Source organism: Massilia sp. Root335 (assembly GCF_001425685.1).
GTDB lineage: Bacteria > Pseudomonadota > Gammaproteobacteria > Burkholderiales > Burkholderiaceae_D > Telluria > Telluria luteola.
Genome location: NZ_LMCY01000037.1, coordinates 251,880 through 266,519, shown reverse-complemented (window position 1 = coordinate 266,519; position 14,640 = coordinate 251,880). Strand labels below are relative to the sequence as shown.

Genomic DNA, 14,640 nt, shown 5'->3' with positions numbered 1-14,640 from the left:
TGGAACAGGACACAATGAAAGCATTCGTCATCGACCGCTACGGCAAGGACGCGGCGCTGCGGCCCGCCGAGATGCCGGTACCCCAGCCGCGCGACGACCAGGTATTGGTGCGCATCCGCGCGGCCGGCGTGAACGCGCTGGATGCGAAGATCAGGAGCGGCGAATTCAAGCTGATCCTGCCATACCGGCCCCCGTTCATTCTCGGCCATGACCTGGCCGGCGTCGTGGTTCGGGTGGGCAGCCGGGTAACCGGATTCCGGCCGGGCGACGAGGTGTACGCGCGCGCCGCGGATCGCGCCATCGGCACCTTCGCCGAATTCATCGCCGTCGATGAACGCGATCTTGCGCTCAAACCCGGCAACATCGGCATGGAGGACGCCGCGTCGATTCCGCTGGTGGGCCTGACGGCCTGGCAGGCACTCGTCGACAAGGCCGGCCTCAAGAAGGGCCAGAAAGTCTTCATCCAGGCGGGTTCCGGCGGCGTCGGCACGTTCGCGATCCAGCTCGCCAGGCACATCGGTGCGACGGTGGCGACGACGACCAGCGCGGGCAATATCGACCTCGTGAAAAGCCTCGGTGCGGATATCGTTATCGATTACCGGAAAGACGATTTCGAGAACGTGCTGCATGACTATGACGTGGTCCTGCATAGCCAGGACGCGAAAAATCTCGAAAAATCCTTGCGCGTGCTGAAACGCGGCGGCCGTCTCGTCTCGATTTCCGGCCCCCCGGACCCCGGCTTCGCGAAAGAGGCCGGCCTGCCGTGGTTCGTGGCGCTCGCCACACATCTGCTGAGCTTTGGCGCCAGGAGAAAAGCGCGGGCACGCAACGTCGGCTATTCGTTCCTGTTCATGAAGCCGAACGGCGACCAGCTGCGCCGTATCGCCGGCCTCATCGAATCCGGTGCGATACGTCCGGTCGTGGACCGCGTTTTTCCGTTCGACGCCGTCGACGCGGCCCTTGCCTACGTCGAACAGGGCCATGCGAAAGGCAAGGTCGTCGTCAAGGTGGGCTAGGTATGCCTGACACAAGCCCTCAACGTACCGCGCCTGGTCATCGAGAACATGATGTTTGCAGCCGGGCTCACGAGGAAGATACGCCCAGGGTATGCCGGTGCGCCGGCAAACGGACCGCCAACTGTCGCCACTGGAGGGGTGCGCGTCGGACGGCGGGGCATGGGCAACGGGCATGTTGCCAGAACGAATGCCAGTATCCGTCGATCTGATTTGACGAATCGTCCAAGATCAGACAAAATATCTTGCATTGCCAATCAGCGGATCATGAGTACACCGCATCCCCCTTAAATGTCTACTATCCCAGCCGATATTCTGGAAGCGCACCAAGCCTCGTTACTCGATCAGCTCGAACAGATCGCGCAGGGCCTGGCCAAGACGTTTGCGCCGTTTTGCGAGGTCGTCGTGCATGACCTGCGCGATCCCAAACACGCCGTGCTCGCCATCCACAACAACTTGTCCGGCCGCGCAACCAGTGATCCGGCAACGGAGCTCGGTTTGGCACGCATCGCTGACAACAACTATCCGCAGATCCTGGCCAACTACGCCAACCAGTTCGCGGACGGCCGGCCTGCCAAAAGCACCTCGATCGGCATCAAGGACGTGGAGGGTCGTTATGTCGCCGCGCTGTGCATGAACGTGGACCTGACGCTGTTCCGCTCGATGCAGAATGCGCTCGAGCAATTCAACGCGACCGATGCGTCGCCGGTGCAGGAATCCCTCGATCCGGCCAACGCCGAGGCGATCCGCCGGCGGATCGACCAGTATGCCGCGAGCCTGGCGTCGTCTCCGCAACTGCTGAAGGCCGGCGAACGCCGCGCGCTGATGCGCGAGCTGAAAGTCGGCGGCTTTCTCGAAGTCCGGCGTGCCATCGAGATCGCCGCCTCGCACCTTGGCATCTCGCGCGCCACGGCCTACAACGACATCAAGTAATGGAAGAAACCCACGATGAACACGCTTGACTTACCTACGTACGATGACGTAGTCCAGGCCGCCGGACGCATTGCCGGCGCCGCCAACCGCACCCCCGTCCTGACTTCGCGTACCGTCAACGAAGCGTTCGGCGCCGAGGTCTACTTCAAAGCCGAAAACATGCAGCGCATGGGGGCATTCAAGTTCCGTGGCGCCTACAACGCGCTGTCGAAGTTCACGCCCGTGCAGCGCCGCGCAGGCGTTGTCGCTTTCTCGTCAGGTAACCATGCCCAAGCCATTGCCCTGGCGGCCAGGCTGCTGGACATGCCGGCCACGATCGTGATGCCGCACGATGCGCCGGCGGCGAAGGTGGCGGCGACCAAGGGCTACGGCGGCAACGTCGTCGTCTACGACCGCTATCAGGAAGACCGCGAGAAGATTGGGCGAGATCTGGCGGACAGGCATGGCCTGACCCTCATTCCACCCTATGACCACCCGGATGTCATCGCCGGCCAGGGTACTGCGGCCAAAGAGCTGTTCGAGGAAGTCGGGCCGCTGGACGCCTTTTTCGCTCCACTTGGCGGCGGCGGTCTGCTGGCCGGATCGGCCCTCGCGGCCCACGCCCTGGCGCCGCAGTGCAAAGTGTTTGGTGTCGAGCCCGAGGCCGGCAACGATGGCCAGCAATCGTTCCGCTCGGGCGCCATCGTCCACATCGACGCGCCCAGGACGATCGCCGATGGCGCCCAGACCCAGCATCTCGGCCACTGCACCTTCCCCATCATCCGGCGTGACGCCGACGACATCCTGACCGCGTCGGACGAGGAGCTGGTGCAGTGCATGCGCTTTTTCGCCGAGCGTATGAAGATCGTGGTCGAGCCGACCGGCTGCCTCGGCTTCGCGGCGGCGCAGCGCATGAAGGGCCAGCTGCGCGGCAAGCGGATCGGCATCCTCCTCAGCGGCGGCAATATCGACCTGGCGCGCCTGAGCGGGTTCCTGGCGGGCTGATGATCAAGGCGATCCTTTGGGACAACGACGGGGTGCTGTGCGATACCGAGCGCCTGTTTTTCGAGGCCAACCGCCGCGTCCCGGGACCGCACGACGTCGCCTTGACGCGTGAGCAGTACCTGGCCTGGTACCTCGACGACAACCACGGCGCGTGGCACGTGCTGCGCGGACGCGGCTACGACGAAGCGCGGATCGCACAGGTTCGTGCGGCACGCGACGCCTACCTGCAAGCGCTGGACAAGCTGCGCCTGGACCCTGACGAATGCATCGCCGTCGAGGATTCGCCGCGCGGGCTGGCCGCCGCGCGTGCAGCCGGGCTGCGCTGTATCGTGCTGCGCAGCGAACTGTTGGCCGACTACGCATTCACGGGCGCGTTTCGCGCCGTCGACTCCCATCGTGAACTCGAGAACGAGCTCTGCACGCTCCTGGACAGCGACTGAACCCTGTAGTTTCATACCCCGTACCCATGACTGAACCATCGAATCCGCCAGGCGTCGGCCCTACGGCAACCTTCCTCAAGCTGGTCGAGCTACTTGACGCTCAAGGCGCCCGCTACCGGGTCATCGAGCACCCGGCTGCCGGCAAGTCCGAAGAGGTCGCCAGTATTCGTGGCACCGAATTCGGCCAGGGCGCCAAGGCCATGGCCTGCAAGTTGCAGGTTTCGAGTGCGCCGGCGAAGTACGTCCTGGCCGTACTGGCTGCGGATCGCCAGCTCGACCTGGCTGCTCTTGCAACACGTTGCCAGGCCAGGCGCGCCAGCCTGATGAGCCCGAAGGAGATCGGCGCGATGACCGGATGCGTGCTGGGCGCTATCCCGCCGTTTTCATTTCACCCGGACTTGCAACTGATAGCGGATCCTGAGCTATTCGCGCGCTACCGGGAGATCGCCTTCAACGCCGGCCGCCTGGATGCGTCGATCGTCCTCTCCACCGACGATTTTCTGCGAATCGCCCAGCCGCAATTGGCGGATATCCGCCAACGTTGAGAACGCACTTTCACGTTACCGAAGACATTTCATGCCCAGCGACGCCCATCTGCTATTGCTCGACCGCGACGCCGTCGCAGCCCTCATGACAACCGAGATGGTCAGCCGCGCTGTCCACGACGCTTTCACGTTGCACAGCGACCGACAAGGCCGGGTCTTTCCGGTCGTCCGCGAAGCCCTGAACACCGGCGGGATTTTTGGCATCAAGTCGGGTGACGTCGCTGCGCGTGCGTTGCTAGGCTTCAAGGCCGCCGGGTTCTGGCCACGCAACCGCGAACTCGGCGGCGAGCCACACCAGGCGACGATCATGCTGTTCGATCCGGCGACGGGACGCCCATGCTGCATTATGGACGGCAATGCCATCACAACCGCCCGGACCGCGGCAGCCGGCGAGCTCGGCTTACGCACATTGGCGCGCGCCGACAGCGCGACTTTGTGTGTGTTCGGTACCGGCGTGCAGGCGCGCGCCCAGCTGTCCGCCGCGCTGCGCGCATTGCCGTCCTTGCGTACGGTTCGCTATGTTTCACACGATGGCAAGCCCGATGCAGCCTTCGAAGATCACTTCGCCGAAGGGCACCGGCCGACCCTTGCAGTCGACGTCGACGCGGCCGTTGCCGCCAGCGACGTCGTGATCACGGCTACACCAGGCGGCGGGCCGCTATTCAGCCTTGCGGCGGTGCGGCCGGGAACGCACTTTAATTGCGTCGGCGCCGATACCCGAGGCAAACGTGAACTGCCGCAAGGTTTGCTGCAGCGTTGCCGGCTGGTGGTCGACGACAGCGAACAGGCTTCCCAACTCGGCGAAACGCAGTGGGATCCATTGGTGCCACACACGGAGCTCGGGGACCTCCTGACAGGAAAGTTCGCCTTCGTCCGCCGTGCGGATGACGTTACGGTGTTCGATATGACCGGTCTAGCCCTGCAGGACTTGGTCGTGGGCAAATACCTTTACGACGTGGCCCGCGATGCCGACGTTGGACGCAAGACACCGTGGCCTTGGTGATCCGGACGACGGGGTTATCCGCATGGTTGCTCGTAAATTTGATGATGGGCGTGTTTCAAAGCTGAGTACACAAGAAAGCCATGGCTCGATGCAATCAGGGTTTTGTTACGCGTACAAAGACGCCTCACAAGACCTCTTACTTGCTCAGAGAGCAACAACATCGTACACTGGGACGGGCCGGCCGTACGTTATCGGCCAGCCGACACAAACTCGATGACCGATCTTTGCGAAAATGGCGGGCACGATCGATCGGCATCGATATGTTCATCCAAGGAGAAGACAATGCGACTGCTGCTGCCGTTCTTGCTCGCCACCGTTGCCCACGGCGCCAGCGCAAACCCGCCCAGCTTCAGCCTGCATTCGGCCTTTACCGGACATGACAACTGCCTCGATATCGTCAACGCGGAGAATCGGGATCAGTTGCACATGGCCCGCTGCGGTCCTTACACAGGCCAAATGTGGGAGCTTGTGCCGGACGCCGTCAACAGCTTTGTGCGTCTGCGGGCGCGCTTTACTGGCGAGGATATGTGCCTGGACGTGGTCAATGACGGCAACAATAGCCAGGTGCACATGGCGTCCTGCGCCAACGTGACGGGCCAGCAATGGCACATGGATCAGACGGGCCCGGGCCAGGGCGTGCGGTTGTGGAACGAGTTCACGGGCCAGGGCAAATGCCTGGATATCGTCAACGATGGCAGCGGACGCGTACACCTTGCATCGTGCGGCGATTATTCGGGCCAGTACTGGAACAAACGCAGCAGGCGGCGCGGTTAGGTTTCGGGGATTTTCCAGCCTGGCGAGAAGCTGCCGGGCGGCGGCCAACGGCCGATCTCCGCCAAAAGCAGTCGGTTGCTGGACATGGCGTCCTGCCGGTTTCCGAGCACGTTTATGCTGCTAAAATTGGGCGCGCAGACCTTGTCAACCGACGCCGAGAGAATCGAATTATTTACTTTAACTTATGATCCGGATCGCTATCACATCGTTTCTCGCATTCGGCCTCGACCGTCTTTCAAAGATCATTATCGTTGACTGGCTCAACCTGATATCCGTCCAGACGATCCCCGTTTTTCCGCCTTACCTCAGTTTCGTAATGGCCTGGAACAAAGGGGTCAATTTCGGTTTCCTGAACAGTTTCGACGCCCGCTGGTTGCTGGTTGCGATCAGCATTGTCGTCTCGCTGGCGCTGATGTCATGGGCGCGCAACAAGTCGGGATGGGTCTTGATACTGGCGTCCGGCGCCGTGGCGGGCGGCGCGCTCGGCAATGCCTACGACCGCATTGTCTACGGTGCGGTTGCCGACTACATCAACGTGAGTTGCTGCGGGATCAACAACCCATATTCGTTCAATGTCGCCGACGTGTTGATTTTCGGTGGCGCGATTTTCCTTGCTCTCGGATACGAGGCCGAAAAACGGCGCGGCGATCCGGCGGCCCCGATACGCGGCGGCCGGATCTAGACTTCGGGATTGCGAACCTGGCGGGCGGATCGCCGTGCGCCGGCACTCGTCGCCGGGCGCTCCCGGGCGCGGCCGTGGCCGCGCCGCAAACGTTCAGGCCAGCGGATCGATCGCAAACGCCGGCATCGGCACCTTCTCGCGCGCGGCCGCGAGGAATTTATCCGACGTCTGCAACGCCTCGTGGATCGTCACGTCCATGTCGAGGTAGCGGTACGTGCCGAGGCGGCCGACGAAGGTGACGTTCGTTTCGGTGCGGGCCAGGTCGACGTATTTTTCCAGCTGCGCCTTTTCGCGTGCCTGGCGGATCGGATAATACGGCGTATCGTTTTCCTCGCACTGGCGGCTGTATTCCATGTAGCAGACCGTGCGCTCGTGCTGTTCCCACGGCGAGAAATGCTTGTGTTCCGTGATGCGCGTATACGATTGCGAATCGTCGCAGTAATTGATGACGGCATTGCCCTGGTAATCGCCGGTATCGCGGAACACTTCGAAATCCAGCGTGCGATAGGGCAGGCGGCCCTCCACGTGGTTGAACCAGGCGTCGATCGGGCCGCTGTAGAACACGTGATCGTAGTCCGACTTGGCGGCCGGGTCGAAGCGGGTGCCCAGGTGAACGGTAATGCCCGGCACCTTCAGGACGTTTTCCACCAGCGCCGTATAACCGTTGGCCGGCATGCCCTGGTATTTGTGGTTGAAGTAGTTGTCGTCGTAATTGAAGCGCACGGGGAGCCGTTTCAGGATGCTGGCCGGCAGCTCGCTCGGATGCAGCCCCCACTGCTTCATCGTATAGGTCTTGAAGAACGCTTCGTACAGCTCGCGGCCCACGAAACGCAGCGCCTGTTCCTCGAACGTGGCCGGATTCTCGATCGACTTGTCGCCCAGGGACTGGATGAAGGCTTCCGCTTCCGCCGGACGGAACGTCTTGCCGAAGAACTGGTTGATCGTCAGCAGGTTGATCGGCAGCGTGAACACGCGGTGATTCGTGATCGCCTTCACGCGGTTGACGTAGGGCTTGAATTCGGAGAAGCGGTTCACGAATTCCCAGGCCCGTTCGTTATCGGTGTGAAAAATGTGGGGGCCGTACACGTGGACCATGACGCCCGTTTCGCTGTCGCGCTCCGAATGGCAGTTGCCCGCGATATGGTCGCGTGCCTCGAAGATCTCGACGTTATAGCCCGCATGGGCCAGCTGGTTGGCAATGACAGCTCCGGAAAATCCAGCACCGACAATGGCAATATTCTTTTTCATTCGCTTATCCTGTTTGATGGTTATTCCTGCCGGCGCGGCGCGTGCGGCCGCGCGGACTCCATGCCCCGCATGCGCTGTTTCCCGCATCCCAAGTTCATACGTAAAGACCGTAACGACTTACGGTTACGGAGCGTTTGGAATGTGAAATATAGTGCCAAAAATATATCACCGTTCATCCGTTTTGCCCCGCACAATTGGACGCGGGCGCAGGCGTGGCGAGCCCGTCAATACGAGTTCGGCGGCACGTCGCGGCGGCATGCCGGAGGTGGAAAAGGGGCGGGAAAGGGGGGCGGCGCGCTGTTTCTGGACGCGTCACGGAAATGCGAAAACCGCCGGCCGGAGCCAGCGGTTGAACATGCCACGATCTGCCCGGACGTGCCGGGCAGGCGCTGACGGTCAGCGCTTGTTGTCGTTCTTGTGGCTCTGCGAGCCGGCCTTGGCGTGCTGCTCCGGCGTGCCGCCGCGGGTGCTGTTGCCGCTCTGCTGGCTGCCGCCGCCCTGGCTTTGCTGGCTGCCGCTGTCGTTCTTGTGGCTCATGGAGCCGGCGCGGCGCGCTTCTTCCGAGGTAAACTCGTGCGCATTGCCCGAAGCGTGAGCGGCCTTGCCGCCTTCCGAGGCGATGTCGCGCTGCTTCTGCGGGTCCATCGATGCGAAGCCGCGGTTGCTGGTGTCGCCGCTCTGGTTGTTGCCCTTGTTACCGCCTTGCTGGTTGTTCGATGCCATGATCGTTCTCCGTGAGTTGGTTAAACAATTCGTCCCTCCGCCGGATCAGCGTCGCGTGACTGCCGCCCGGGAAGAGGTGAAGCCATGGTAAGGCGCACGATATGCAGGGTGAATAGGATTCCTTACGGCTGGCTTGTAGGATGAGTCTGGCTATTTTGGTGCAACGGATTCAGTGAAAGGACGGGCCCGGCGGCGGGGGCGCGTCGCCGTTGCGGCGGAACGTCTCCGCCAGTCCCGCATCGGCCAGGCGCACGATCGACAGCGGGTGCGCGAACTCGATGCCGTCCTGCTGGAAGCGGCGGTAAATCTCCAGGAAGATGGCCTGTTGCGCGTCCATGTGCAGGAGGTAGTCCGGGCTGCGGTAGTGGTACACGACCTCGAAATCCAGCGACCACTGTCCCCAGCTGAAGAAATGGGCGCGCTCGAAGTCGACGTTCTCCTTGCTCGTGACGATCTCGCGGATGATCTGCGGGATGCGGCCCAGCAGTTCATCCCCCGTGCCGTAGGCCACCCGCAGCACGAACGCCACGCGCCGCGTCTGCATGCGCTTGTGGTTGTGGATGCGGCTCTTCAGCAGCTCGCCGTTGGAGAACACGACCTGCTCCCCGCCCAGGCCCCGCACGCGCGTCGTCTTGAGGCCGATGTGCTCGACCGACCCGAGCACGTCGCCCACGATGATGAAGTCGCCCACTTCGAACGGCTTGTCGAGCATGATCGAGAGCGAGGCGAACAGGTCGCCGAGGATGTTTTGCGTGGCCAGCGCGACGGCCACGCCGCCGATGCCCAGGCTGGCGACGAGCGTCGTGATGTTGATGCCAAAATTGTCGAGCACCATCAGGGTGACGATCACCCACAGCAGCAGCCGCGAGATGAAGCACAGCACGCCGCTGGAGGCGCGCCGTTCGCTGTCGACGGGCCCGACGCGGAACTGGTCGCGCCAGGCGCGCAGGCCCGCGTCGCCCCAGATCGCCGCCTGCAGCAGCAGGGAGGCGATGGCGATGCGCGTGACGAACTTGTCCTGCTTCGCCGTCAGCTCCAGGAAGGTGCTGCCGAAGTACAGGGCGAACACGACGATGAAGAGCAGATAGGTCTGCGACAGCATCTTGACGACGAAATCGTCGAGGCGTGTCCCGGTGCGCCGCGACAGCGTCTCCATGCGGCGCAGCACGAAGGCGCGCACGAACACCATGGCGATCGCCGACCCGGCCGCGACGGCCGCCGCCATCGCCCACGATTCGAAGGGGTTATTCAGGAAGGAAAAATGCCCTGTCCGGGACAGGAAGGAAAACGTCATCGAATACTCCAGTACCGTCGAAAGCCAGCCGCCAGTTTGGGGGCGGGCGGCGCCGGGCCGCGCACAATTGACTTTCGGCAGGGCGCGGAATACATTGCATTATTTACATCGCTCCTTTCCCCAGACACCTGATGGCCTCGGACCAGACCACCAAGATCCTGCTCGTCGATGACCAGCCGGCCAACCTGGCGGTGCTGGAGGCCATCCTGGCGGACCTGGGCCAGGCGCTCGTCGCCGTGACGTCGGGCGAGGCCGCGCTGCGCGAGGTGCTCGCCCACGATTTCGCCGTCGTGCTGCTGGACGTGCGCATGCCGACCATGAACGGTTTCGAATTGGCCGAGCTGATCCGCGAGCACCCGCGCACGCACAGCCTGCCGATCATCTTTCTGACCGCCGGCGACGCCGACGAATTCCCGCTCGAGCGGGCGTATGCGCTCGGCGCGGTCGATTACCTCACAAAACCCTTCAATCCCGTGGTCCTGCGCGCCAAGGTCGCCGTCTTCATCGACCTGTACCGCAAGAACGCGGAGCTGGCCCGCATCGAGGAAGAGCGCCACCGCGCCCAGCTGCGCTCGCGCGACGCCCGGCTGCGCCTCATCCTCGACAATATCCGCGACTATGCCTTCATCGGCACCGACGTCGACCGCGTCGTGACCGAGTGGGAAGGCGGCGCCGCCGCGATCACGGACTGGCCGGCCGACGCCGTTCTCGGGCGCTGCGTCGACCTGTTGTTCACGCCCGAGGACCAGGCGGCCGGGCAGCCGGAACAGGAAGCCCGCAACGCCCTCGCGCATGGCCGCGCCGAGGACCGCCGCTGGCACGTGCGGCGCGACGGCACGCGTTTCTTCGCCGACGGCGTGATGGTGCCTCTGCGCGACGAGGCGGGCGTCCACGCCGGCTTCGCCAAGATCATCCGCGACGCCACGGTGGAAAAACTGGCCGCCGAGCGGCTGGCCGAGAGCGAGCAGCAGCTGGGCGAGAGCCGGCGCCAGGCCGAGGCGGAGCGCGAACGCCTGCTGCGCGAGCTGCAGGCCGCCAGCGAGCGCATGCGCGACATCTTCCACCGCGCGCCCGCCATCATGTGCGTGATGAGCGGCCCGGAACACGTGATCGACATGGCCAACCAGCGCTACCTCGAACTGACCGGCGGCCGTCCGCTCGCGGGCCTGGCCGTGCGCACGGCGCTGCCGGAACTGGCCGGGCAAGGCTTCATCGACGTGCTGGACCGCGTCTATGCCAGCGGCGAGGCCGTCGAGGGCCACAACGTGCGCCTGCTGCTGCAAGGCCACGGCGACGACGCCCACAGCGGCCTGGAAGAACACTTCCTCGACTTCGTCTGCATGGCCCTGCGCGACCCGGACGGCAGCGTCTCGGGCGTGCTGCTGCACGGCGTCGACGTCACGGAGCGGACGCGCGCGAACCTGCTCGCCGTCGGCCAGCGCGGCGCGCTGGAGCTGGCCGTCACCGACGCCCCGCTGGGCGACGTGCTGGACGTGCTGGCCCGCACCGCCGAGGACTACAGCGGCGGCGCGGCGCTCGCGTCGGTGCAGCTGACGGCGTCCGGCGGCCGCCTGCTTCACGCGGCCGCGCCGTCGCTCGGCATCGAGTTCCAGCGCGCCATCGACGCCATTCCCATCGGCCCGGTGGCCGGCGCCGCGGGCGGTGCCGCGTGGCGCGGCGAACCGATCGTCTGCGCCGACGTGGCGGCCGATCCGCTGTGGCAGCAGCATGCGGCCCTCGCGCAGGCGCACGGGCTGCGCGCGGCGCGCGCGCTGCCGATCCTGGCGCCCTCCGGCGCGGTGCTCGGCACCTTCACGCTGTATTACCGCGAGCGGCGCCTGCCCGGCCCGCAGGAGGAAGCGGCGCTGGCGCTGCTGGCCAACACGGCGTCGCTCGTGATCGGCCAGCGCCACGAGGCGCAGGAGCGCCAGGCGGCCGAACACCGCTCGCGCGCGATCCTGGAAAGCATGAGCGAAGGCTTCATCGCCCTCGATCCGGCCTGGCGCATCACGTATGCCAACGGCGCCGCGGAAGCCGTCACGCGCCGGCCGCGCGAGGAGCTGGTCGGCGCGCAGTTCTGGGACCTGTTCGCGCAGATGCGCGGCAGCGCGCAGGAACGGGCGCTGCGGCGCACGGCGCTGGAGCGGACGCGCAGCCGCATCGAGGCCTACGACGACGCCCAGAACCGCTGGTTCGAAATCAACTCGTTTCCGATGGAGGCGTCGGGTTCGGAGACCGGCGGCCTCGCGCTGTACTTCCGCGACGAGACCGACCGCCGCCGGGCCGAGGAAGGCATCCGCCGCCTGGCCGCCGTGGCGGAGCAATCGTCCGACTTCATCGGCATCTTCACGCCCGACGCGGGCGGCATCTACCTGAATCCGGCAGGGCGGCGCATGGCCGGGCTGGACGACGGCACCAACATCGCAGCGTGGCGCATGATCGACTTCTTCCCGCGCGAAGACCGGCCGTTCGTGCGCGACCACGTGATGGCCGCGCTGACGGGCGGCGCGGCCGAATGGGAAGGCGAACTGCGCCTGGACCAGCCCGACGGCCACGAGCCGATCCCCGTGTACTTCAAGGGCTTCGCCGTGCGCGACGCGGACGGCCACAACATCGGCCTCGCAACGATCACGCGCGACATCACGGCGCAGAAGCGCTCGGAGGACGAACTGCGCCGCGTGGCCGCCGACCTCTCGGAAGCGGACCACCGCAAGAGCGAATTCCTGGCCACGCTGGCGCACGAGCTGCGCAACCCGCTGGCGCCGATCCGCACGGGGCTCGACCTGCTGCGCATGGCGCCGCGCGACGCCGAGGCCACGGGGCGCGTGCACGCCATGATGGACCGCCAGCTGGGGCACCTGATCCATCTGGTGGACGACCTGCTCGACATCGCCCGCATCACGCGCGGCAAGATCGAACTCAAACGCGAGGCGGTCGACCTCAAGGTCGTCGTGCAGATGGCGCTGGAAACGAGCGCCGCGCTGATCGACGGCCACGGGCACCGGCTGGAAGTCGACCTGCCGCACGAACCGCTGCCGCTGGAGGCGGACGTCACGCGCATGGTGCAGGTGCTGTCCAACCTCCTCAACAACGCCGCCAAGTACACGCCCGCCGGCGGCTGCGTCACCCTGGCGGCCTGGCGCGAGGACGGCCACGCCGTCGTCGCCGTGTCCGATACCGGCATCGGCATCCCGCCCGACGCCATCGGTTCCGTATTCGAGATGTTCACGCAGGTGCGCGGCAGCCTCGATCGCGCCCAGGGCGGGCTCGGGATCGGCCTGTCGCTCGTGCGCCGGCTCGTCGAATTGCACGGCGGCCGCGTGAGCGCGTTCTCGGCCGGCCGCGGCAACGGCAGTACCTTCACCGTGCGCCTGCCGCTGCACCCCGGTTCGCCGCACGCGCGCCCGACGGGCACGGACGACGCGCATCACACCCAGCCCCCGGCGCCGCTGCGCGTGCTCGTCGTCGACGACAACGCCGACGCCGCCGACAGCCTCGTCGCGCTGCTGGAAGCGCTCGGCCACGCGACGACGGTGGCGCGGGACGGCCCGCAGGGCCTGCGGCTGGCGCTGGAAGCGCGCCCGGACCTCGTGCTGCTGGATATCGGCCTGCCCGGCATGAGCGGCTACGAAGTGGCGCGCGCGATCCGCCGGCGCCAGGGCCTGCGCCAGATCGTCCTCATCGCGCTGACCGGCTGGGGCGCGCAGAGCGACCAGGAACAGTCGCACGAAGCCGGGTTCGACCAGCACCTGACCAAGCCGGTGAGCCTGGAGGCGCTGGAACAGGCGCTGGCCGCGGCCGCGCGCGCGCTGCGATGAGGACCCCGCCTGTCGTCGCCGTGTCATGCGGCACGCTCGTCGTCGATGCCGGCGGGCGCCTGCTGCTGGGCCACGTCACGCACACGCCGCGCTGGGACATCCCGAAAGGCGTGCAGGACCCGGGCGAGTCGCCGCTGGACGCCGCCGTGCGCGAGCTGTGGGAAGAGACGGGCCTCGCGTTCGCGCCGGACGCGTTCCGCGACCTGGGCCGCTTCGAGTACCGCCGCGACAAGGCGCTGCACCTGTTCCGCGTGGAGGTGGGCGCGGCCATGCCCGACCTGGCGCACCTGAACTGCACGAGCATGTATCCGCACCACGCCACGGGTGCGCCCACGCCGGAGATGGACGGCTACCGCTGGGCCACGCGCACGGAAGTCGCGACGCTGTGCTGGCCCCGCATGGCCGCGCGCCTGCTAGCCGTCGGCTGGTGACGGGGCGCTGCGCGCCGTCACCTCGCGCAGCACGGCCTCGATCGCCGCCACCGTCGCCGGCTTGGTGAGATGGGCGTCGAACCCGGCTTGCGCCGTGCGCGCGCGGTCGTCGGCGCCGCCCCAGCCGGTGAGGGCGACGAGCATGACGCCGTCGTGGCCGGGCTCGCGCCGCACGGCCTCGGCCACCTCGTAGCCGGACATGCCGGGCATGCCGATGTCGAGGAATACGGCGTGCGGATGCAGTCCGTCCAGCATGCGCAGCGCCTGGTGCCCGTCGTGCGCGACGACGACGTCGTGGCCCATGACGGACAGCAGCGCGGCCAGCGTGTCGGCGGCGTCGCGGTTGTCGTCCACGACGAGCAGGCGCAGGGCGGCAATGCCCGCCGTGTCGGACTGCGCCGGGCCGATCGCGGCACCCGTGGCGGCGCCGCGGTCGGCCAGCGGCAGGCGCACCGTGAAGACGCTGCCCGTGCCGGTGCCGGCGCTCGCCGCCTGGATCGTCCCGCCATGCAGTTCGACGAGGCTGCGCACGAGCGACAGGCCGATCCCCAGTCCGCCCGGCACGTGGCGCGCGGCGTGGGCCACCTGGGTGAACATCCGGAAGACCTCGCCGATCGACTCCGGCGGGATGCCGATGCCGTTGTCGGACACGGCGATCAGCGCATGGTCGCCGTCGCGTTCCGCCGCCAGCACGATGTGGCCGCCGCGCGGGGTGTACTTGGCCGCGTTGTTCAGCAGGTTGCTGACGACCT

At 66.0% G+C, this 14,640-nt stretch carries 14 protein-coding genes; 10 read left to right on the top strand and 4 right to left on the bottom strand.

The features are described from left to right. Positions 1-14 precede the first annotated feature (14 nt). From ASC93_RS20790 to ASC93_RS20755, 8 genes are all read left to right on the top strand, one after another. Positions 15-1,016 carry an NADP-dependent oxidoreductase gene (locus tag ASC93_RS20790; protein WP_056446852.1) on the top strand — a complete coding sequence of 334 codons (1,002 nt, stop codon included), beginning with the start codon at positions 15-17 and terminating at the stop codon, positions 1,014-1,016. Between the two features lie 288 nt (positions 1,017-1,304). Next, entirely contained in the window at positions 1,305-1,946 is a 642-nt protein-coding gene (locus ASC93_RS20785) for a transcriptional regulator (RefSeq protein WP_082548210.1), read from the top strand. A gap of 15 nt (positions 1,947-1,961) precedes the next feature. Next, positions 1,962-2,930 (top strand): threo-3-hydroxy-L-aspartate ammonia-lyase, encoded by a 969-nt coding sequence (locus ASC93_RS20780; RefSeq protein ID WP_056446849.1) that lies wholly within the window; start codon positions 1,962-1,964, stop codon positions 2,928-2,930. Then, positions 2,930-3,370 carry an HAD-IA family hydrolase gene (locus tag ASC93_RS20775; RefSeq protein ID WP_056446846.1) on the top strand — a complete coding sequence of 147 codons (441 nt, stop codon included), beginning with the start codon at positions 2,930-2,932 and terminating at the stop codon, positions 3,368-3,370. The genes ASC93_RS20780 and ASC93_RS20775 overlap by 1 nt, the downstream gene beginning before the upstream one ends. Before the next feature lie 26 nt (positions 3,371-3,396). After that, positions 3,397-3,915: a YbaK/prolyl-tRNA synthetase associated domain-containing protein gene (locus ASC93_RS20770; RefSeq protein WP_056446843.1), complete on the top strand. Its 519-nt coding sequence runs from the start codon at positions 3,397-3,399 to the stop codon at positions 3,913-3,915. 31 nt (positions 3,916-3,946) lie between these two features. Then, positions 3,947-4,918: an ornithine cyclodeaminase family protein gene (locus ASC93_RS20765; RefSeq protein WP_056446840.1), complete on the top strand. Its 972-nt coding sequence runs from the start codon at positions 3,947-3,949 to the stop codon at positions 4,916-4,918. A gap of 282 nt (positions 4,919-5,200) precedes the next feature. Further along, positions 5,201-5,692, top strand: a complete 492-nt coding sequence (locus ASC93_RS20760) for an RICIN domain-containing protein (protein ID WP_056446837.1) — start codon at positions 5,201-5,203, stop codon at positions 5,690-5,692. A 184-nt stretch (positions 5,693-5,876) separates the two neighbouring features. Beyond that, positions 5,877-6,374 carry a signal peptidase II gene (locus tag ASC93_RS20755; protein ID WP_056446834.1) on the top strand — a complete coding sequence of 166 codons (498 nt, stop codon included), beginning with the start codon at positions 5,877-5,879 and terminating at the stop codon, positions 6,372-6,374. Positions 6,375-6,467: 93 nt separating this feature from the next. Here ASC93_RS20755 and glf read toward each other — a convergent pair whose 3' ends face one another. The 3 genes from glf to ASC93_RS20740 all read right to left on the bottom strand — a co-directional run bounded on the left by glf (position 6,468) and on the right by ASC93_RS20740 (position 9,639). Then, on the bottom strand, positions 6,468-7,622 hold the full coding sequence (gene glf, locus ASC93_RS20750) for a UDP-galactopyranose mutase (protein WP_056446831.1): 1,155 nt from the start codon (positions 7,620-7,622) through the stop codon (positions 6,468-6,470). 396 nt (positions 7,623-8,018) lie between these two features. Beyond that, positions 8,019-8,345, bottom strand: coding sequence for a KGG domain-containing protein (locus ASC93_RS20745; RefSeq protein WP_056446828.1), 327 nt, complete (start codon positions 8,343-8,345; stop codon positions 8,019-8,021). Between the two features lie 169 nt (positions 8,346-8,514). Beyond that, a complete protein-coding gene (locus ASC93_RS20740) occupies positions 8,515-9,639 on the bottom strand; it encodes a mechanosensitive ion channel family protein (protein WP_056446825.1) in 1,125 nt (374 codons plus the stop codon). A 131-nt stretch (positions 9,640-9,770) separates the two neighbouring features. Here ASC93_RS20740 and ASC93_RS20735 point away from each other — a divergent pair, with 131 nt between their 5' ends. Continuing rightward, entirely contained in the window at positions 9,771-13,457 is a 3,687-nt protein-coding gene (locus ASC93_RS20735; RefSeq protein WP_056446822.1) for a response regulator, read from the top strand. Further along, entirely contained in the window at positions 13,454-13,888 is a 435-nt protein-coding gene (locus tag ASC93_RS20730) for an NUDIX hydrolase (protein WP_056446821.1), read from the top strand. The genes ASC93_RS20735 and ASC93_RS20730 overlap by 4 nt, the downstream gene beginning before the upstream one ends. On the opposite strand, the gene ASC93_RS32315 is transcribed toward ASC93_RS20730, so the two are convergent. Continuing rightward, a partial coding sequence (locus tag ASC93_RS32315; protein WP_229412817.1) for an ATP-binding protein occupies positions 13,871-14,640 on the bottom strand: 770 nt, incomplete at its 5' end. The genes ASC93_RS20730 and ASC93_RS32315 overlap by 18 nt on opposite strands.